At 47.2% G+C, this 20,122-nt stretch carries 24 protein-coding genes; 11 read left to right on the plus strand and 13 right to left on the minus strand.

The window, feature by feature from the left end; translation table 11 throughout:
• Positions 1–185: 185 nt before the first annotated feature.
• The 4 genes from Q365_RS27335 to Q365_RS0110630 all read left to right on the plus strand — a co-directional run bounded on the left by Q365_RS27335 (position 186) and on the right by Q365_RS0110630 (position 2,407).
• Complete coding sequence (locus Q365_RS27335; RefSeq protein WP_281173698.1) at positions 186–314, plus strand: hypothetical protein; 129 nt, start codon at positions 186–188, stop codon at positions 312–314.
• Between the two features lie 9 nt (positions 315–323).
• A complete protein-coding gene (locus tag Q365_RS0110620) occupies positions 324–818 on the plus strand; it encodes a DUF1993 family protein (protein WP_028023325.1) in 495 nt (164 codons plus the stop codon).
• A gap of 124 nt (positions 819–942) precedes the next feature.
• The gene (locus Q365_RS0110625) at positions 943–1,500 is read left to right on the plus strand and encodes a VOC family protein (protein WP_211254250.1); all 558 of its coding nucleotides are present in this window, start codon (positions 943–945) and stop codon (positions 1,498–1,500) included.
• A gap of 154 nt (positions 1,501–1,654) precedes the next feature.
• Positions 1,655–2,407 (plus strand): arylamine N-acetyltransferase family protein, encoded by a 753-nt coding sequence (locus Q365_RS0110630; RefSeq protein WP_028023327.1) that lies wholly within the window; start codon positions 1,655–1,657, stop codon positions 2,405–2,407.
• Positions 2,408–2,477: 70 nt separating this feature from the next.
• Here the strand turns inward: Q365_RS0110630 and Q365_RS0110635 are convergent, their stop codons facing one another.
• From Q365_RS0110635 to Q365_RS0110650, 4 genes are all read right to left on the minus strand, one after another.
• The gene (locus Q365_RS0110635; protein WP_028023328.1) at positions 2,478–3,098 is read right to left on the minus strand and encodes a LysE family translocator; all 621 of its coding nucleotides are present in this window, start codon (positions 3,096–3,098) and stop codon (positions 2,478–2,480) included.
• A gap of 81 nt (positions 3,099–3,179) precedes the next feature.
• Positions 3,180–3,479 (minus strand): PAAR domain-containing protein, encoded by a 300-nt coding sequence (locus Q365_RS0110640; protein ID WP_028023329.1) that lies wholly within the window; start codon positions 3,477–3,479, stop codon positions 3,180–3,182.
• Positions 3,476–4,051: a DUF6931 family protein gene (locus tag Q365_RS0110645; RefSeq protein WP_028023330.1), complete on the minus strand. Its 576-nt coding sequence runs from the start codon at positions 4,049–4,051 to the stop codon at positions 3,476–3,478. Before Q365_RS0110645 ends, Q365_RS0110640 begins: the two co-directional genes overlap by 4 nt.
• Positions 4,051–6,039, minus strand: coding sequence for a type VI secretion system Vgr family protein (locus tag Q365_RS0110650; RefSeq protein ID WP_028023331.1), 1,989 nt, complete (start codon positions 6,037–6,039; stop codon positions 4,051–4,053). Before Q365_RS0110650 ends, Q365_RS0110645 begins: the two co-directional genes overlap by 1 nt.
• 539 nt (positions 6,040–6,578) lie before the next feature.
• Between Q365_RS0110650 and Q365_RS0110655 the strand changes: the two genes are divergently transcribed.
• Both Q365_RS0110655 and Q365_RS0110660 read left to right on the plus strand, forming a co-directional pair.
• Positions 6,579–7,787 (plus strand): NupC/NupG family nucleoside CNT transporter, encoded by a 1,209-nt coding sequence (locus Q365_RS0110655; RefSeq protein ID WP_028023332.1) that lies wholly within the window; start codon positions 6,579–6,581, stop codon positions 7,785–7,787.
• 407 nt (positions 7,788–8,194) lie between these two features.
• Positions 8,195–8,830 (plus strand): LysE family translocator, encoded by a 636-nt coding sequence (locus tag Q365_RS0110660; protein WP_028023333.1) that lies wholly within the window; start codon positions 8,195–8,197, stop codon positions 8,828–8,830.
• A gap of 88 nt (positions 8,831–8,918) precedes the next feature.
• Here Q365_RS0110660 and Q365_RS0110665 read toward each other — a convergent pair whose 3' ends face one another.
• Complete coding sequence (locus Q365_RS0110665; protein ID WP_028023334.1) at positions 8,919–9,824, minus strand: LysR family transcriptional regulator; 906 nt, start codon at positions 9,822–9,824, stop codon at positions 8,919–8,921.
• Between the two features lie 113 nt (positions 9,825–9,937).
• Between Q365_RS0110665 and Q365_RS0110670 the strand changes: the two genes are divergently transcribed.
• The 3 genes from Q365_RS0110670 (at position 9,938) to Q365_RS0110680 (ending at position 12,145) form a co-directional block, all read left to right on the plus strand.
• Entirely contained in the window at positions 9,938–10,492 is a 555-nt protein-coding gene (locus Q365_RS0110670; protein WP_028023335.1) for a luciferase domain-containing protein, read from the plus strand.
• Between the two features lie 39 nt (positions 10,493–10,531).
• Positions 10,532–11,458, plus strand: coding sequence for a hypothetical protein (locus tag Q365_RS0110675; protein ID WP_028023336.1), 927 nt, complete (start codon positions 10,532–10,534; stop codon positions 11,456–11,458).
• A 300-nt stretch (positions 11,459–11,758) separates the two neighbouring features.
• Positions 11,759–12,145 (plus strand): DUF2306 domain-containing protein, encoded by a 387-nt coding sequence (locus tag Q365_RS0110680; protein ID WP_028023337.1) that lies wholly within the window; start codon positions 11,759–11,761, stop codon positions 12,143–12,145.
• Positions 12,146–12,344: 199 nt separating this feature from the next.
• On the opposite strand, the gene Q365_RS0110685 is transcribed toward Q365_RS0110680, so the two are convergent.
• Entirely contained in the window at positions 12,345–12,911 is a 567-nt protein-coding gene (locus tag Q365_RS0110685) for a hypothetical protein (protein ID WP_028023338.1), read from the minus strand.
• Between the two features lie 150 nt (positions 12,912–13,061).
• Positions 13,062–14,093, minus strand: coding sequence for an FUSC family protein (locus Q365_RS0110690; protein WP_028023339.1), 1,032 nt, complete (start codon positions 14,091–14,093; stop codon positions 13,062–13,064).
• A gap of 245 nt (positions 14,094–14,338) precedes the next feature.
• Here Q365_RS0110690 and Q365_RS0110695 point away from each other — a divergent pair, with 245 nt between their 5' ends.
• A complete protein-coding gene (locus Q365_RS0110695) occupies positions 14,339–14,860 on the plus strand; it encodes a hypothetical protein (protein ID WP_028023340.1) in 522 nt (173 codons plus the stop codon).
• Between the two features lie 148 nt (positions 14,861–15,008).
• Here Q365_RS0110695 and Q365_RS0110700 read toward each other — a convergent pair whose 3' ends face one another.
• From Q365_RS0110700 to Q365_RS0110725, 6 genes are all read right to left on the minus strand, one after another.
• A complete protein-coding gene (locus Q365_RS0110700; protein ID WP_028023341.1) occupies positions 15,009–16,175 on the minus strand; it encodes a glutathionylspermidine synthase family protein in 1,167 nt (388 codons plus the stop codon).
• A 179-nt stretch (positions 16,176–16,354) separates the two neighbouring features.
• Positions 16,355–16,954, minus strand: a complete 600-nt coding sequence (locus Q365_RS0110705; protein WP_028023342.1) for a DUF1190 domain-containing protein — start codon at positions 16,952–16,954, stop codon at positions 16,355–16,357.
• Positions 16,955–16,965: 11 nt separating this feature from the next.
• A complete protein-coding gene (locus Q365_RS0110710) occupies positions 16,966–17,382 on the minus strand; it encodes a DUF350 domain-containing protein (RefSeq protein WP_028023343.1) in 417 nt (138 codons plus the stop codon).
• A 36-nt stretch (positions 17,383–17,418) separates the two neighbouring features.
• Complete coding sequence (locus Q365_RS0110715; protein WP_028023344.1) at positions 17,419–18,054, minus strand: YjfK family protein; 636 nt, start codon at positions 18,052–18,054, stop codon at positions 17,419–17,421.
• Between the two features lie 158 nt (positions 18,055–18,212).
• A complete protein-coding gene (locus Q365_RS0110720) occupies positions 18,213–18,902 on the minus strand; it encodes a PspA/IM30 family protein (RefSeq protein ID WP_028023345.1) in 690 nt (229 codons plus the stop codon).
• A 12-nt stretch (positions 18,903–18,914) separates the two neighbouring features.
• Positions 18,915–19,301: a DUF2170 family protein gene (locus Q365_RS0110725; protein ID WP_028023346.1), complete on the minus strand. Its 387-nt coding sequence runs from the start codon at positions 19,299–19,301 to the stop codon at positions 18,915–18,917.
• Positions 19,302–19,779: 478 nt separating this feature from the next.
• On the opposite strand from Q365_RS0110725, the gene Q365_RS26675 reads away from it, so the two are divergent.
• Positions 19,780–19,941 (plus strand): hypothetical protein, encoded by a 162-nt coding sequence (locus Q365_RS26675; RefSeq protein WP_155859003.1) that lies wholly within the window; start codon positions 19,780–19,782, stop codon positions 19,939–19,941.
• Positions 19,942–20,122 lie beyond the last annotated feature (181 nt).

The following is a 20,122-nucleotide window of genomic DNA, read 5'->3' on the forward strand; positions in this document are numbered from 1 at the left end:
TTTATCATCGTCTTCATGCCACACAACGCCGTCTCAGAGCATAACACGAACGTAAAGAATGCTCGCAGGCAGACCGATGCCGCAGTAATAGTTATGCTGTTGGTTATAAAATCTCATTGAGTCAGCACCGTGTTGGTTTGCCACCTTCCAGCTTAGCCCGAGGGTTAAGCTGGATAGAAGGCTTAATGAGTATCAAGGTAATCAACGTGATGCTTCACCACTGCGGCCGCTTTTCAAAGTGTATTGAAGGCAAAGGATTAAAGCAGTCTGTGGCGGTTTGGCAAGAACCTGGTATTGCTACGTTAGGGATATAGGAGAGCAAAATGAATATTTTAATCAAGGACTTATTCCTTCGTTATCTACATCAACTAGGTGTCATCATTGATAAAACTCCAGATAACCTATTTGCAGACGCGCTGTCAGAAGGCATGTTTTCACTTGAGTTGAACGCACAAGTGGCAGCAAATTTTTTATTGAGAGGTTACTCCCCAATAGCCTCAGTTGATTTGGTTTCTTATGAGCTTAATGAAACCGGCAAAGGTTCGGTTTGCAGGTTACTTGAAAGGGTAAAAACTCACTTGGAGTCGTTGCCAGATATAACCGAGCTTGATGATAGTAAAATCATGTCAGACTCAGCAGGTTTCTCTGAGGTAAATCTCCCTCAAAGTCGTTTTGTCTTTGAGTATATAATTCCTAATTATATGTTCCATGCCAGTATGGTGTATGCAATCGCTAGAAAAAATGGTACCCCTTTAAGCAAAGGTGACTTTGATGGCTTGCATAGCTACCCCGTTGGATTTAAGTTCGATCCCATATAAACGCTTTAATACGGGTTCGCAACGCGTGGCATTTCTATCATGCGTTGGTTTTATTGATTATGTCGGTATGCGCTAACGTTGTATTGTTCTTTTCAACACTTAAGCGGGTTTTAGGATATCAAAGATGAAAATGGAAACCACGAATAAAGCTATCTTCCCAAACATGCAATTAAGTCATATTGAATTATACGTTCAAAACCTATCTAAGATGGAAGAGTTCTATACGAGTAAATTAGGCTTTGTAGTGACGGATAGAGGTAAAGGGCTAAATGGTATGGTCTTTTTAAGCCGGAACCCAGAAGAGCATCATCAGATTGTTTTAAGTCCTGTGGAATCGCGCAGGGCTCTTGAAAGTCCGATAGATCATATCTCCTTTAGAGTGCAAAATATTGATGAATTGAAGGCTTTCAATTCATCATTAAAGTCAGTTTCTGGAATGAGTTTGCAAACAGTTTCTCACGGCACTACTTGGTCTATATATTTTCGTGACCCTGAAAACAATAGGTTTGAAATTTTCGCAGATACACCGTGGCATGTTAATCAGCCTTGTAAGTTTCCTGTGAATTTAGAGTTGTCTGATGAAGAGCTAATTAAATTTACAGAAAGTGAGATTAGAAATAAGCCAGGCTTTTCTCCAGTTGGTGATTGGAAAACAGTTCATAAAAATAGTTTGGGTGAATAGCCATCAACGCAGTAGACACATTTGAGCTTCTCTTTTCCCAACCTCTGCTTATCCGAAATCGTCGGTTGAGTGCGCAACGCCTAAACTGCTTCTGTCCAATAGCGCTCCTGCATTGTTTGGGTTTATCATGTCGTTTTCCTCTAGGGCAGCAAATATGAACATTAAAGACTTTTTAAACCGCATTCAGTTCGAGGGGAAAGCCGAAGTATCCTTGGCGTGCCTGTCTGAGCTTCAAGAGAAGTTTGTGCGTAGTGTTCCGTTTGAGAACACGTACATCATGAAAAACATCCCACTCGATTATGAGTACCAAGCGGTTTTCCACAAAATCGTGGAGAAGCGCAGAGGGGGGGTGTGCTACGAGAACAATGCTTTGTTCTTTTGGGCGCTTTCAGAGATAGGGTTCAAGGTTCAATACATTGCCGCGGAAATGTTCCCCGCTGAAACGCTGAGAAATAAGTTCGACCACATGGCACTGTTGGTCAATTTGGACGGTAATGACTACTTGGTCGACGTGGGTAATGGGAAACACTATGGATTTCCCATCAACATAAAGCGCAGTGACGAAAGCATTGGCGAGGGTGTGAGGTATCGCATTCAGCAATACAATGACGACTATTTAGTGTTGTGTTTGTTTGAAGATGACGAATGGAAATATCGCTACGCGTTCAATACAGACGTTAAGCACGCACCAGACTTTAAAAAGTCATGTGAATTTACCCAAACATCGCCAGACTCATCGTTTACTAAAGATATGGTTGTCACTCGATTAAACCAAGAATACCGTGCGACCCTGTCAGGGTTGTCTTTCACGAAGACGTTTCCAGACCATACCAAAGAGAAGCGTGTGATTTCGGCAGTTGAACTGGACAGCGTATTGCTGTCAGAATTTGGTCTTGGTGCGCTCTAAACCTCTAAACCTCTAAACCTCTAAACCTCTAAACCTATAAACCTATAAGTCTTTAGGCGGCGTTTGTGTCTTACACTTTCATCGCCAATACCACGCCGCAAGCTGCCAAAATACTACCTGATACTTTATTGATGCGTGCTTTGGCTTTTTTGCCATTGAAGATGCGAGTGGCTTTGTCGCCCAAGATGGCATAGCCACTCAATACGCCGCAAACGGCAATCGTTGAGAGAATCAATACGGCTAGAATGCCTGATCCTGAAAGCGCTTGAACATCAATGAACGCGGGAAAGAAGCCCATGTAAAACAAGATGGCTTTTGGATTAGATAAGGTGATCACCAAGCCCATGGCAAAGCTGGAAGACCCTTTGGCTTTCGATGCATCTTGTGCGGACATGTCACTGTCTGACGTTGGTGATGTCCAGCTTTTGTAAGCCAGCCAAATCAAGTAAGCCGCCCCTGCGTATTTGAGAAAAACGGAAAACTCACCCATGGCGGTCGCAACCGCTGACAATCCAGAAAGTGCCAGACAAATGAAGATGTAATCCGCCACTACCACACCGAGAACCACCATTAAGCCCTGTTTCATGCCAAAGGAGAGTGATCGCGAAACCACTGCCATCACGCTTGGCCCTGGAATGATCACCGATAGCAGTAGGGCGAGAAACAGCGCGAAGCCGGAAAATAACGACATGGTTCTTCCTTGGTATTATGAAGTGCGTGGTTGAATGTGTGATTGCGTTATTACGTAGCAGGGTCCGATTATGCGTATTATTTAACCGCCGATCAAGACGGTGGGCATACCCACCACGATCGTGCCGCCATGCGCCGTCATGTCACCCATTCGTGCTGCGGGGAGGTTGCCAAATAACACTGTTGCACTGCCTTTGGTGATGGTGTCAGGTGGGCCGACACAGGTACACATTTGGCCGACCGTTGCGGCAGGCATGTTGGCAATAAGCACGGTACAAGGCATAGGCAATATTGGCCCCCCAACATGCGGGATTGGCGGTACGGCTGGGGTTTGCATCGGGCAAACGTGCATGTCGCCAGCACGGGCTGCAGGTAATGTCATGCTGCGTTTCCTATGTTTCCATTGCCGCCGTTGGCAATGTCTAAGCCCATTTCGATAAACAGTTTGTATCGCGCCTCTGCTTCCGCGCCGTCTGGCAAGATAGCTGTAAGGTTGATAGAGCCTGCGACGGCTTGTGCGTACAAATACTCGGGCGGTGGAACAACAGGGTCCGATGGACCTGTCATGCTGCCACCGCTCCAAAATACCGCTTGTGCAACCCAACCAGCGCCGTTTTGCAGCGTGGCGGCATTGGCGGTCGATTCAGCATAGCGACGACTGGTTTCGTCTGGTGTGTGTACCCATGCTTTGGCGGCACGAATCGCATCCAGTTGTACGTCATCCCAATCTTGTCGCGTTCCGGCGCAGCAACACGCCCACCACACGGCTTCGCGAACAGGTAGGCCATGGGCAAGGAAGATCACGGCATCGGCATTCAAGCCTTCTTGCAGGGCGCGATTCAGTAATTGTTCTGGGGTCATGCCCGCTTCAATCAACGGTTTGATACCGTCTTGTGGCTCGTATTGGCACAGAATGTTCTCTGCGAACGGGTGGGGGATCTTTACAAAACTCATCAGTTCACCTTCGCAATCGCGCCTTGAATTTGCACCATGGCGCCGCCTTTTACTTCTGCCATGGCACTACCGTTAATGCTGACCATTGCACCTTTGATATCGGCTTTTCCTGAGCCTTCGACTGTCACCATTGCCCCTTTGAGTTCGGCTTTTCCGCTGCCGTTTATACTGATTTGTGGCGCATCGAGCTTGATGCCACTGGCACTGATTTCGAGCTTGCACGCACCCACAGACAAAGAAATCTTGGTCTTGCCGCTGATCTCGATCGTCTGTCCGTCTACCGACACTTTTGAAGTGGCAGAGACTTCGGCGTTACTGCCTGCATCGACTTTAACGTTCTTGTCTGAGGACAAGGCCATGTCAGCTTTACTGCTGGCGGTATATTTGTCGTCGGTTTTCGCGGTGAAGGCTTCTTTGCTGCTGATGTCGATGGTTTTCTCGACGGTGAGCGCTTCTTTTCCTGTCACAGTGCGTGTGCTGTCATTCAGCACTTCGACCATCAAATCACGCTCCGCATGCAGGAAAACTTGTTCCTTGTCTTTCTTGTCTTCGAAGCGTAATTCGTTCCCGTTTTTGCTGCTACCTTTCGGTGTCGAGCGGGTTTTAATGCCGCTTTGCGTGGCGGCAGAATAAGGCGGGACATTCTTGGTGTTATAAATGGATCCTGATACCACAGGTCGGTCAGGATCTCCCTCGATATAACTGATCAGCACTTCATCGCCAATGCGCGGAATAAATTGCATACCAAAGCCATTGCTCGCCGCGCCCTGAACCACGGGCAGCCAGCAAGAGGTGTTTTCATCGTTCTTGCCTTCTGTATCCCAGTGGAACTGAACTTTCACTTGTCCTGATTTGTCTTTGTAGATTTCTTCGCTGCTAGGGCCGGTGACTGTGGCCGTGTGAATACTGTGTATGCGTGGTTTGTCGATAAAGGCTGCGCGGTAGGGTGTCGCAGAAGGAATGCACTGAAAGTGGTTTGTACACTCGAACGGTCTGCCACTTTCAGCACCTGCGTATTCAGTTTGAATGGAGATGACCACGTATTCTTGATTGCAGGAGCTGATTGGGTGCTGGGTGAGTTTGAATTTACTGCCAGCACCCAAGGTCGCGACTTTGGACTGTGCAAAGCTAATGATCTTGCCGCTGTCGTGAATCTCCATTTGACGCTTGGCGCTATCACGTATGGCGGCTTTATCTGAGAAGCCTTGTCCGTAGTGATATTGGCTGAGCCCAGACACAAACGCGGAGCTGGCGGTTTTCTTATCCCCACTGGTAATGGCTTCTGCCAAGGCTTCGCTGTGATCGCCCAAAGAGATAGTGGATGTGTTGACGCGCGTTTCAGTCAACCAGCTGGTGACTTCTCGTGAGGGATCAGGGTTGGGCGTTTGGTAAGTGAACGTGTTGTCAGTAATCGCCTTGAATGCTTGGTTGCTGTCGCCCACGGTGATCATGGGTTTGCTGCTTGAATGGTCAAAATGGTAATGCCAGCCTTCAAAGCTCATTAACCGTTGAACAAATCCTAGATCTGTCTCATCGGCTTGGGTGCAATATTCGTGGGTTGTGCCTGAACCTGAGACGGATATTTTGGCGTTACTTTTTATGCCTGCGTCGTTGAGTACATCTTCGATGATTTGCTTGCTCGTCATGCTTTGGAAGATTTTGCGATTTCGACGATAAGCCAGCAGTGAAAGGGGGTCTTTCGCTTCTAAAGAGTAATAATAAAGCTCTTTTTCTTCGCTGTAGCCTTGCAGCGAAATGGTGGTGATCAGCCCGAGTAATGACGTGTCTTCTTGCGGACTCTTAATGTCAAACTTAATCACTTTTCCCAGTGATTTATCGGCGATGAGATCTTCGCAAACCAAGGAGGCGTTCAGTGTGCAGTGGTTTGAAATCTCTGCGCTCATTGAAAGGCTCGTCACGATATGTGGGCCTTTCCCGTCAATGGTCGCGGTGATGGGGCGAACGTCGGTCTGATAAGCGGTTGGCATAGATTTTCTTCCCTAAAATTCAGCAATCGCTAGGCGTACTCTTGGTTCCTGTCAGGAACACGTGCCGTTGTTTTTATGTTAATGATTAATCTTATGCCAGTTGATGCAATGCGCATTTAATCGGGGGATTGTTTGCGGGGCGGGTCAAATTATTTTGAAAACACTCTGAGAAAAAATAAACGCGTTTCGCTTAGTGGCTTGTTTTTAAAAGAATCCATGAAGAAAATAGGGGGATTTGACCACCTCATGGCCAAAATAACTGGTTGTCAGGGGAAATATGATACGGATATACTCCGCCACCGGTAACAGAGGCTACTTTTCATGAACGAAAAGTAGATTCAGCCAGCTTTCAATCGGCTGCAAAATGGATACTTGCCCCACGGAACTGGGCCCAGCGTAACTGTGAGCATTTACGGGCCTTATTCATTCACCGTGATGGTAAAGCACACCACTTTGCATGTCCTGCCAATAGTGTTGTCTTCGCACGCGTGTGGATTAGAGCGCCCGCCTAAATCCAGATACTAAAGCAAGGTAACATAATGCAAATCATCTTCAGTTTGGCCGGTATATTGGCTCTACTCGCGTGCGCGTACTTATTGTCAGAAAGCCGTCGCGATATCAATTGGCGCACCGTTTTGGGTGCATTTGGTCTTCAAGCAGGTTTTGCTGCCCTCGTTCTTTATATTCCTTTTGGGCAATCCGCACTTGTTGCACTGAGTAACGGCGTTTCATCTATCCTTTCTTTCGCTGACCAAGGCATTGGCTTTGTGTTCGGTAATCTTGCAAGTGGCGATTTCATCTTCGCTATCCGCGTGCTTCCTCTCATCATCTTCATTTCGGCGTTGGTGTCATTGCTTTACTACCTTGGCGTGATGCAATGGCTGATCAAAGTGCTGGGCGGCGCAATTCATCGCCTGCTGGGCACCAGTAAAATCGAGTCTGTGGCTGCGACAGGCAACATCTTCCTCTCCATGAGTGAAGCCTCTTTGGTGGTTCGCCCATTCCTATCATCGATGACACGTTCAGAGCTGTTCGCGGTATTGGTTGGCGGTATGGCGTCTGTCGCGGGCTCGGTGTTGGGTGGCTACGCCGCGATGGGTGTTGAGCTGAAATACTTGATTGCGGCCAGCTTTATGGCGGCACCGGGTGGCTTGTTGATGGCGAAAATGTTGGTGCCTGAGCGCGAACAAACGATGGACCAATCCAACTTCGAGCTAGAAAAAAGCGAGGACGCTAACGCGATTGATGCACTTGCGTCTGGCGCGATGAATGGCGTGAAAGTGGCGGTTGCAGTGGGCGCGATGCTTGTGGCTTTTATCAGTGTGATCGCCATGTTCAACGCGGGTTTTGAAATCGTGGGCGAGTGGTTTGGTTACCAAGGGATCACGCTGCAACGCATCTTCGGTGTTTTGTTCGCGCCGTTGGCACTGGTTATTGGCATTCCGATGAGTGAAGTGCTGACTGTTGGTTCTTTGATTGGTCAGAAGACCATCATGAACGAATTTGTGGCGTTCCTAGATTTTGAAAGCGTGAAATCGATGCTTTCTGATCACAGCCAAGTGATTGTGACCTTTGCACTATGTGGCTTTGCCAATATCGGTTCGATTGCCATTCAGCTGGGATCTATCGGAGCAATGGCACCGGAGCGTCGTCATGATGTGGCAACGCTGGGTCTTCGTGCGGTTGGCGCTGCAACTTTGGCGAACCTGATGAGTGCGGCATTGGCTGGCTTATTTATTTCGCTGTAAGCGACAAACGCCACAAACAAATGCTACAAATTGACAGTGGGAGTCGGCTGAAGCGGTTTCTCCCTCTCTAATATTGTTAATAGAAAGCCACCTTACCTTTAATGGGTTCGGTGGCTTTTTTTGTGGCTAAGGAATGGCGTTTTCGAGGCGTCAGCGTGAACATCGACGTCCTCAATGTGGGTAGATAATGCGGGTATGCAATGAACGGGTAACAACAAGTTCGTCATGAATACACGCAATAGAATGGCTATGTCATGACGCAAACCACGAAATAAGAGGGATTGCGAGGCAGTACAATAAGCGTTAAACGAAATGGGCTGCATTATTTGCAGCCCATTTTTGTGTCCGTGTGTTGCTGGTATGCTGGAGTAACAGCAACAAGAACTCAGTGATTTAAGGAGAAAACAATGAGTGTCGATATTTTGGTGATGTACAGCATTGTGTCATTTTTCTACATCATTAGCCCCGGCCCAGCGATATTTCTGGCCATGTACAACGGAGCCATGAATGGCACCCACGCCGTTATGGCTTCTGCATTGGGCAATATTCTTGGATTGTTGCTGTTATCGACGCTGTCTATTAGTGGTTTAAGTGCCATCGTGCTGACATCAAGTACATTATTTACTGCGCTAAAAGTGGTTGGTGCTTGTTATTTGGTGTTCTTGGGTATCAAGCAACTGCGAAGCAGTGCACCGCTTGCTCAACCAAATCTCGAAAAACCTGACTTAGCACGTCGTGGAAATGCCTCATTTTTCAAAGAAGGGCTTTTTGTTGCGGCGACCAACCCTAAGCCCATCCTTTTCTTTGCGGCATTGTTTCCTCAGTTTCTTGATACCACGCAGTCTATCGCCCCGCAATTTGTCGTCATGACGTTAATCTTTATGGCTTTCTCATTCCTGTCTTTAACTACTTATGGCTACATCGCAAATAAAGCCAAAGGCATGATGACTCACCCTGACGGCATTCGTTGGTTCACTCGAATCAGTGGTGGCTTGTTCATTGGAATGGGGGCGAGTCTGTTGGCGGTGAAAAATCAGAGTTAGCTGGACGAGTAAGATTCAGGTACGCGATGTCCCTTGTGAACAGACTCGTAAACATCAGGTGCTGTCTTCTTCAACACGCTATCATGCACTAACGCGGCTCTGTGACAGAATAATATTGTTCCTTCTCGGCCAAAAAGCGTGCGAGCAAAAGCGTCAGGTTTGCTCTGCGTGATTTGTCCGGCCACACGGCGTAACAGCCTAAAGGATTTAGTGACCATTCTGGCAGTAGATGGATAAGTTTGCCTGACTTCACGCCTTCTTCTGCAAGGTGCCACGGCAAGACACTGACACCGATATTCTGCTGCACAAAATGAAGCAGGGCATTAATACTGTCGACTTGTAGGCGATAGTTATTAAAGGGAATGACACGTTTTTCGTCATTCGCGGTGAATTCAATGTTCTCATTTCGCTGTTTGTAACTGATCCAATCCCACGACTGAACATCGTCTAGCGTAATAGGGCTCGGACGTGAAGCCACATAGTCAGCGCCTGCCACCAATACCCGTCGATATTCCCCCAGTTTGCGCGCCACCATGGAACTGTCGTCTAACCAGCCCATACGAATATTCAGGTCAAAGCCACTGTCTAGCAGCCCCACCGGATGATCGGTATATGAAATGGACAAAGAAACTCGCGGATATTCGCGCATGAATTCTACAAGGATCGTAGAGAGGCGGGAAGAAGCCATATAAGCAGGTAAGGAGAGACTTAAGGTGCCAACAGGCTCGACAGACAAGGCATTTAACTCATCCAAACCCATTTCGGCGTTGCGTAGCATTTCGACCACACGCGGATAAAACATTCGTCCTTCATTAGTTAGCGCGAGTTTACGTGTGGTGCGATAGAGCAAGGTGATGCCCAAATGGTCTTCCAGATCAGATACGGCTTGGCTGACTCGAGAAGGCGCCAAGTTCAGATCTTTTGCCGCAGCGCGGAAAGAACCTTCGTCTACCACGCGGGCAAATATCGCCATATGCTTTAGGTAATCAATCATTGTTCTGCTCTGCGGAATTATGTCTTCTCATAATTCAGGATAACAGAACCAATGGGATTGCTGTAGTTTTGTCCTGAGCCGAGTTGGCGAGACTCAATGTGAAGGAAGACACCATGACATTAACGCGCACACCGCTGCTTATCGCTGCATTACTTTTCGCAAGCATTGCTACACAGGCAACACACGCGAGTGAATTTGCTCCTTTGCCGATAAGAACCACGCCAGTGCCTGCCACCACAAGCGGTGTGCCGCATGTTCAATTAGGTGGGGAATCTAACCCTGCTTTAATACGAGAGCTGATGACACGAGCATCTCGTATTCCTGATGTTGATATCAGAGATACCGTGATTTCAATGCCAGGGGCAACGGCGTTTTGGATTGAAGAACACGTCACATTGAGTAACCCACAAGCCATTGTTGGCGGACGCGAATTTGCACACATGCACCCCGATGGCAGTTTGCATGCCTCGTTGTCTCCTTCGTTAGCCGTCAAGGCGGTCAATGGTGGTTGGGCGATTGCTCACCCGTGGGCGAACAAAAGAAAAGGGTGGGAAGGGTTTGTGATGATCTATACACCAACCACAGATAGAGAAGTCGAAACCGTCTACCAACTGGTACTGGCTTCTTTTGATTTCGTCACTGGGCAGCAACTGTCTACGTTCAAGTAGGCGTTTCTCATACGCTATATATTAAACCGGAGTCATCCCATGAAAACGAGCATGACAACGAAAAAGAACAGAGTACCAATCAACACTCGCATTGCCCTTATTGGCGCATTGTGTTTAGGCGTTACGGCCTGTCACAATAACCAAATAAGACTAAGCAATTCCGACGTCGACTTCTCGAACTGCCGAGAAATTGCTGGTGGTATTGTTGTATCAAAAGCTGACTTAAACGCTCAGGTGCCAGAAGGCGTCACAGTGAATAGCCTGACAGACATGGGTTTTGTCTTCGATGGTTCGGATGATGTTGGCATGTTGATTGTGCGCTCACTCGCTTGCGAAGCCATTCAAGTGACAGACGCAAAAGATAGAGTTAGCACTGATGAAAACGTCGCGATTGTACAGGTGGGTACCCCTATCAACGTCGCCAACCTTCCTGCCACTACGTATTCAAATGACAGTGTGAACGGTGCCGATTTCAACAACTACACACTGAGCTACCAAACATCGTCACCGGCTTACTTCGGCGCCATGAAACGCGCAGGATTGCAAAACATCGTTTTGGATAAGGGCATCGTTAATGAACTGACAGACAATGATCCTAATACATGCAGCACCGCAAACTTGAAGGTCAATGTACCTGGCGATAGCGAATATGCTTTAGGCATTACTGGCGATGTTGTAGAAGCAACGGCAGAGTGTCATGTCGGTGGGGCGGATTTTATCGCCAACTGGTGGTCTGTTGATAGCATCAATCGCGTCACCGCGTTGAGCAATGAAGTGATTGACCAAACCTTTACCGATACCGCCGGGCCAGATGTATTTGTTGTCACGAACGAAGGCACTACGATCAATACACTCATTGGCTCTGATAGCAGTGCGTTTACAGGCTTTTCTGGCAGCGGTTATATCCCTTCAGGCGGCCTAGGTAATATCGATATGGTGGCTGAAGCCCTAGGAATCTTGAACTGATACTGCTTCACTTTTTATACGGCCGCTGAACTCCACTGCTCAGCGGCTTTTTTACTTTCTATGTCCCCGGAACATTCCCGCACCTCAATCCATTCGATGTACTTAGCAGGGTTAACAATCAAATGTGACTCCCCGTTGAACTGGCGCTTTTTATCTCCATGTTTTGACGCTGATTCGGGTATCTGTCGAAGAATAGGGCCATGTTAATCGATGGCTTCGGAAGCTTTGATATGGTTGTCAAAATGCATGGGTATATCTCAATTAAGCGAATAAACGGATAAAGAAAGGTACGGTAGAGGGATGGAAAACTTAGCGCTAATTTACTTTCACTTGGCGACGGCGATTGCGTCTTTTTGTCTTGGCACGTATTTGTTGGCGAGAAGAAAGGGAAGCCCCACTCATAAGCTACTGGGCAAGATCTACATGCTGTTGATGATGATCACCGCTATCTCAGCATTGTTTATTCCTGCGCAAGTTGGCCCGCAAGTACTCTATCACTTCGGCTATATTCACATTCTCAGCCTTGTCACTTTGTATACAGTACCTGAAGCATACATTGCCATCAGAAAAGGTGATGTAAAGAAACACCGTAACGCCATGGTGATTCTCTACGTTATGGCTCTAGTGGTTGCTGGCGCGTTTGCGTTCATGCCGGGGAGACTTTTGCATACGTGGTTTTTTGTTTAAGAATAATCGCGCCTAAAATCTAACAGCGCTGAAAACACAAAAAGCCTGCAATATGCAGGCTTTCTTATGATTCTTCGCTTTAAAACCTCAGTTTCAAGGCACATGTTTTCAAGGCTTAGCTTTCAAGGCTTAGCTTTCAGAGCTTAGGTTTTAACAACCTAGCTTTTAAAAACCTAGCTTTTGAAAGTCAGCTTCGAGACTAGTCGATTGAGACTGGGCCTTCGAGGTTCTTCAGAATCATTTTCTGGATATCAATGCCGAGCGTCATAACGATCAGGCTCCAGTTTAGGAATGGTAACGAGCCTTGCGAAATACCGTGTGCAAAGTTCTTAGCATTCCAATGGAAAACGTCAGACAGCTTCTCAGTCGTCAGCGTTTCGTAGTTCTCGTTATCAATCAGGTTGCTAAATTGCTCGCTGGTTGGGCATACGAAAACATCGCTTGGTCTAAACGCGGTTGGCTTGAAGTAAGACAGCACTCTTCGCACGTTGACCTGAATCGCTTCACCGTCGCTTTGAATATTCGGCTTACCTGCAAGGGCACACAAAAAACACCAGCACGGATAAGGAATAGACGACACGTTGTCAGGTTCGTTTTTATAACGCGCCGTCCAACTGTTCACGTTCTTTGGCTGTAGGCCAGTCACGCTCATTAGCTGATTCGCGTCATAGCCGTTGTCTTTCAGTAGGTTAATGATCTCAGCGACTTCTGAAACAAAAGGTTTTGTCCATTTACTGTAAGGCGCGAGTGTTGTGTCTCTGATCATAATGGATTCTAAATCTTATTTTTAAACAACCACTTATGGTGTTTTAGTGTAACGTTATCCGAGATCATACGTGTTCAGAACAATAAGTCTACCTTTATTGGGGGCAGTCGGGTAAACCACATCGAACCCAGCAATCCTTCATTCATGCACTTATTGATAGGCGAACACCTTCTTGGTCACGACGGTCAATTGAGCAAATTGCCTCGCCATTTCTCGGTTCAACCACAGATAGCCAAAATAGCTAATATCACGACTGTCGCCTTTGGGATGAGCAATCTTGTCGGAGGTCAGATTGAGGATGCCAATGTCTTCCTGATCAACCGCTGTTACCTCCTTGTTGGAGATTTGCTGTGCAAGTGCATCAAACTGCATCGCGAGCGAATATTGTGTGTTGATAAGCCCATCTAGTTCACTGATCTCGTCTTTCCCTTGTTGCGCATCCCACTGGGCGCTGATCAGCGCCTCAAGCTCGGCATAAAGCCGTTTTTCAATCAGCAATATGGTATTGAGGGCAGGCGTGTGAACACCAGATTCTTTCAGTGCATGAGGCAAAATGCTTTGTTGCTTGTCGACCAAGGTGTTCAACCTATCAGCATGCGCAGGCTTAAAAACGCCTTGTTTTGCCGATTCAATATGTTGCGTGTAGTAAACGTTGAGTTCGCGCATAAACGATTCAAGCAAGAACAGAAACTCGTCAGTGGCCTTGGCGGGGAAAACAAACACACTGACCACAACCGCGACAACGCCAGCCCACAACACATTTAACATTCGCCAGCCCGCGGCTTCAAAATCTGCAGGCCCGCCACCGGCGACAATCACGATAGTCACTGCAGCCATGAGTGCGGCATAAGCGTAATGTTCTTGCGTGAAATACATGGCAGCAATGAGCAGGGCAAAGAAGGCGACATGGTGCGTCCAGTGATATTCAGGCGGAATGAGAAACAAGGCCAAGCCCAACGCGCCACCCATCATGGTGCCAGCAATTCGCTGCTTGGCTTTTGACAGCACACCGCCCACAAAGGGAATCGCGCCAAGTATGGTGACTGCGGTGATCAGCGCCCAATACCCGTAAGGCACGTTGAAAACTCTGACGACACCTAAGATCAATCCCATCACCAAAGTGACGCGAACCATGTAGAGGAGCCGATCGTGTTTGTGCGCGAAACTGGCGTATTTCGTCATTCAAATGCCCCAAGCAACCTTCAGGTTCAGCCGAACGCCCCATTCGATGTACTAAGCATAATGATTGTGTTTCCGGCTGTATGACGAAATGTGCGACAAACAAAAAGCCCGCAATGAAACTAGGCTTTGAGAAGATAGAGAAATCAGTTCAACAAGCCTGCTTATTGAATCCTGTTAATTGAGCCAAAAAAGGGCTCACACGTAATCGCGCTAAGATTGAGGTATTTGATGAACAAAGGCAATCGATGAATAAAAGATCCTTCTCATTCAGGTTTCTATTCGTCATACATGTTCTGACTGTGGCAGCGTTTGTCAGCTTGCTTTCTGGTTGTGAAAATCCTGAAGACAAGACGCGGCATGAGGTGCAGGAACCCCAACCTTGGTGGGAGGCAATGGAGCCAAATATTGTTATCGACAGTGACGAATTCTATGCAGGGAAATGTTCGATTGTTCAAGTGAACATCACCGACGGCGTAGTGGTTGATACTGTTGTTTTTCGTGCGCCTTCACGCCCTCTGGCAACGTGTAAAAACTGGGAGGGAGAAGGAGAGCCGCTACAACACGACGTCAAATTCATTATTCTTAGCGTCTGCCAAATGGCATTTGGTGCGGGTGGTTGCGCGGTGGAGCGTTATCGCAGCGCCGATTTACAGCACTGGGAAGAGCACATCGGCGTAACGTGGATTGACGGAGAAGAGTATGAAGCGTGGCGAACGCTTGGTTCAACGTCATCTAAGGCAGATTCGGTTAAGAAAGTTGAGAAGTAATCAGTCGCGTGACAGACCACAAACCACAAACCACAAACCACAAACCACAGACCACGAAGAACAAAGGGACACTCACGAGTCCCTCGGTCAATAAGGGGTTCTAGGGTTCCAAGATTAGAAGGTTTTTTTTCACTCATTTTTTCGTTCACTACTCAATAATAATATGTGGCAAGTAGCGTGATAAATCTTGAGTGATCAGCGATGCATCTTCTCGTATCGATATTCCAGCCGCTCTGTCGTCAACCAGCCAACTGCCAATCAGCGTATAATTGTCACCAAATTTAGGTAGCGCATGATACGCCTGAACAATCATCCCTTCCTCACCGTATGGGCCATCAACTGTCATGGTTTCTTTGCCATCTTTAAAGATCGATATGTTTGCGCCTTCTCGGGAGAAAAGGGGCTTGACCACAAAGTTGCTTAGGCTTTTTCGCGCGGGGTCGTCGGCAAAGTAAGAGGCAAGCAAGTTTGGATGATTAGGGAATAACTTCCAAAGCAGGGGAAGAAGCGCTTTGTTAGAAATGACGCTCTTCCACATAGGCTCCATCCAATTTACTTTGGCGGTGTCCAAATGTTTTTCATACTCCTCGTCGAACATAAACTCCCAAGGGTAGAGTTTGAACATCCAGTCAATGATCCTGTCTTGGCTATCCGTAAACTGGCCGTTGGCATCGACACCAATATCTTCGATATAAACAAAGGCTGACGAAAGCCCCGCTTCTTTCGCGCAATCTTCCATATATTGCACGGTACCTCGATCTTCTTCTGTGTCATGACAGCACGAAAAATGCAGCGTTTTCCCTGGGAATCTGCGCCCCAACTTTCGGAAGCGGCTAATCAAAAGGTCTTGGAGCAAGTTGAACTGATCGGCGTCTCGGCGGATTTTGCCGCTGTTAACCATTTCTTCTAGCCAAACCCATTGCCAAAAACCCGTTTCGAATACAGAGGTTGGGGTGTCAGCATTATTTTCGTACAGCTTGGCGTGACCACTGCCGTTATAGGCGAGATCGAGTCTGGAATAGAGTGAGGGTTCTCGTGAAGTCCAAGAGTCTAAGATGCCTTGCCAGCGTGTTTGTGGGATCTGAAAACGATTTAACCAGTACTCGTCTTTGACAACACGATCGACAACGTCCAAGCACATTTGGTGAAGTTCTTCCGTTGGTGTTTCAATGTCTTGCTCGATTTGTTTCAAGGTGAATTGATAGTATGCAGATTCATCCCAATACGGTTCGCCATACATGGTGTGAAAACCAAACCCATATTCATCGGCAAGCTTTTTCCAATTTAGGCGAGGGGTACTGCTAACTCTAAACATCAACGGGATCCATTAGTTATTGCGAAGGCCATTACACACGCTTGTGAACGAGAAAGAGAAAATCACGAGAAAAAGTGTGGGATGGGGGCCATGTAGTCACAGATTACGTGCTGATCAACAAAATACCCGTGACCATCAAACTTGCTTTGTCACGGGTACACACGGGTATCTGCAGTACGTTAGCCACCCCAACCTTTACTGCTAGAACGGCTCCAGCTGGATTTTGCCGCCACTTTTGAACCAAAGCCGCCACGAGAGATAGTCTTGGTCACAGCAGGCTTTTTCTTGAGGTGATCCTTAGGCACATAAACCTTTGAATATCGACTCTTCTTACCGTAAGAGTAACCATCAGAAGAAATCCAGTCGCCATAATATCGGCTTCCAGGGTAGGAAGAGCTGAACATGGGTTGGTGATAATAAGGTCGGTTATTGATGGCTCGAGCAAACATGAATCCGGCCATGGCTGGCATGAACCAGTTGTTTTGTGGCGCACTCACACAGTTTTCATAGCCAAACTCATTGGCGCAGTCATCAATGGTTTTGTATTTCGGAGCAGTGCTGGCTGCGTCATCGACGGCATCTTGATAGGCCGCACGGCATTCGCTGCTGTATCCTGGGTTGTCATCGATACAATCAGGGACACTGGAATAGATGTTCATTGCTTGTTCATTGTCGCTGCAGCCGGACACCAACACAATGGCGGCGACGGTGGCACTGGGAACCGCGGGTCGCCAGCTTTTACGCATACGCGTTTTTATGACCTGTTGGCTTCTTTTCATGACAACATCTCCTAGTAGGTCATACACGCTGCGTTAAGCAGACCAATGGAAATGGACATTGAACCCATAACAATACCCGCAGGGATCTCATTCTTTTGGATGCGCTCAACCAGCTTCGGCATGAAGCCATATCGAACAATCATAAATGCAAGGATTTGGGCGACGAGTGCGACAATTCCCCAAATGGCAAAATCCAAAAGGTTAACGGAATTACTCGCAGCACTTGCAATGGCTAAGCTGTACCCAATAAAAGCACCAGACAGAGTGAGAGCGGCGGCGATATTGTTTTCTTCCTTTAGCAACTGCCATTCGTCATAAGGTGTAATGCGGATATAGACGAATTTGAAGATCATCAGAAAAAGAATCGACAAGCCGAGATAGAGCGCGAATGAGCCTAGGCTTGCCAATGAAAGTGCGAATTGAGACATAAGAGTTCCTTTCTTAATAGGGTGAATGGCGGGGTATTAACCCGCCACGCTAAAGTCGGTAGGGGTGAGCGGAATACCGGTGCTCAGGACAATGGCATGCTCCGCACGGCCACTGGAAATAATTTCTTCACCCGAGACGAGTAAGGATTCAAAGATATCGTCGCCTGCTTCTCGCTCATAAACCATGATGAATTGGTCGGTTGTTGAAGTGCTGCCATCTTCAGCCCAGGTTTTTTCTGTCATCGCCACAGGCTTTGTGTTGTCCCAGACTTTCTCGTAAGTCATGCCATCGAGATCCCACTGCGGTTGGACGATTTTGTTGTCTATCCAATCGTTCCACGCCGATTCTGTATCAACGGGTTTAGATTCATAGAAATAAAACAGTTTTACTTCAGTCACGTCTGCATCATTGGTGCCGGACTGCAACACTTGAAAGTACCCGTCGTCGTCGGTATAGAATCTGACCAGTCGTGTTTGAGTGTCCAGTTCAACTTCGCCGACGGCTTTGATGATTTGGGTGCGAGACGCTTGTTCAATGGCCAAAACGGGTTCCATTAGACGAAACTTAAGATCGTCGAGCTCAATGGCACCACCTAATCGCAGCCCAAGCACTTCAGGTGCGCTGGCTTCTGGAGCGGGGGTGACTTTGTTTTTCTTTAACCAACTAAACATATGAAGCACCGAGGGTCAGAATTCATCAATGCGCAAACAGCTTACGCATTCAGTGATTGTTTGATATTACTTTGCGAACCGAATTTATTATATTCAACAATAAGTTGTGAAAAACTTGGTGACTGAACGGTTTCGACAGTCACCATCGCATGTGAAGATTATTTCTTGCCTAAAATACGCGCGAGTTCATCTTCAGCAGATGCACTTTGGCTTCCTGTGATACCGGCTTCGGACAATTTCTTATCAAGGCTACTACCTGATTGTTCTTGCTCTAGCTCAGAGGCCGCTTCGAATTGTGCTTGTCGTTCTTGTTGACGATTTTTGATTCGCTCTAAAGATTCAACGGCCGTGTGCATTTTGGCGTTAGCACCTACGTTAGTGTTTGATACCGCGGCTTGCGCACGTTGCACTGATTCGTTGGCTTTAACGACATCAACTTGTTGCTCAAGTTGACGCAATTTGTCTTTGGCCTGCGCAATGTTGGTTTTCAGCGTTTTTTCTGATTGGGTGAACTGTTGTAGGTAAGTGTTTTCAGCATCTTGCTCGTTACGCAGTGAAGCAACGCGAGTTGCACATTCAAGCGCAAGATCTTGCTGACCCTTCTCCATGGCGGCACGGGCGTGGCCTTCATATTCAGCAATGCCGCTTTCAAAGCCAGCGACCTTTTGAGCGGAGAGCTTTCGCTTGGCAATGATGCCGACTAGCGCTTTGTCTGAGCGTCGAAGCTCTTCTTTTGCATCGCGGATTTCTTGATCCAAAATACGCAATGCTTGATTGTCTGCCACAGCTTCCGCTGCTTCGTTCGCGCCACCTTTAATCGCCGTAAATAGTTTCTTCCATACGCTCATCGTGGTGCTTCCTTATAAGTAATCTTGGTACAGTTCGAGAAATGCTTCGACATTACGAAATAGTGTGGCGACTTCAATCACGACAGTTTCTGCCTTTGATTGTGATGAAAGCGAGCCAAATGCAGCGTAATAGCTGTCTCCAGCGATATCGTTGATGCCGATAGTACTAAGCGGGAACATTTTGTGGGTACGCAGTATGGTGTCATTTAAACCTGAAACGTCTTTAACTGCGTCTTGTTGGAATAGCAGTGCTTCAACAAGAATTTGCTCGCCGGCAACAGCCAGAAATGCTTCGATGCCATCCTCATTGGTTAAACATAAGGATCCCTCTGCTTCAGTGACACTCCAACCATCATGTTCAGCCAGCAGTGTGTGCAGATCGTTCAATTGCCAGGTCATAGTGTTCCCTCAAATTTGGCTCGACGCGATGCGTCAAAAATTGATAAAGATGCAAGAACCCACTTGGTGTCAGTAAGCCTTGTCTTTAGTTGTCATCCTGTTCTATCCAAAGCAAGCTGTTCGCTATCTCTTTAGTCAGTACGTGCTAATTGCAATCAACGAGCACTTAGGTGCTGCGCGGGTTCGGCACATGTTAATTATTCATACTAAACCATAGCGCGCTTGTAACAAAAGTCACCATGGGGATTGCATTCTCGTTTTCTCAAAATGTAAACGCGTAACATATTGAATGATATTGAAAGTCATCAAATGTGACGAATTCAATGATTGAATTTGAGAGATGTCTGTCAGGTCGTGCGGGTGTTACTAGGGTAAGTGCTTTCATGATGGGAGCTGAATGGTATTTTTTAGCATCAATGTGAGAAGACTCGCTCCGTACCCAGAGGCGTCAGACAGTGCTTTAAAGGTTTAAAACGACGTGTCACTTAAGCACGAGAATCAAACAGCATGGAATGTCGACGCGCTGGTGGGGGCTCGCTCCATTACCGATGTTCATTATGCTTTTACCTTTCTGATTTGGCAGTCAAGGAAGCGTATCAAAGGTTGGGCATTGGCAAACGCTGATGCAGGTAGCGAATGAACAGCCCGGGCATCACTGCAAACAGTTCCTGATTTCTGCGCCCGCCGCGAGCGAATATTACCCTAAAGTGGATTTTGATAAGAATGTTCGAGCGTGGGAATTACCGCAAGGAAAGCAGATTGGCTAACGGGGTTATTTCACTGGAGGGCTAACTGTTTTTCAGCACTATTTGCTAATGACT

The organism is Enterovibrio calviensis DSM 14347, assembly GCF_000621165.1.
In the GTDB taxonomy this organism is placed as follows: domain Bacteria; phylum Pseudomonadota; class Gammaproteobacteria; order Enterobacterales; family Vibrionaceae; genus Enterovibrio; species Enterovibrio calviensis.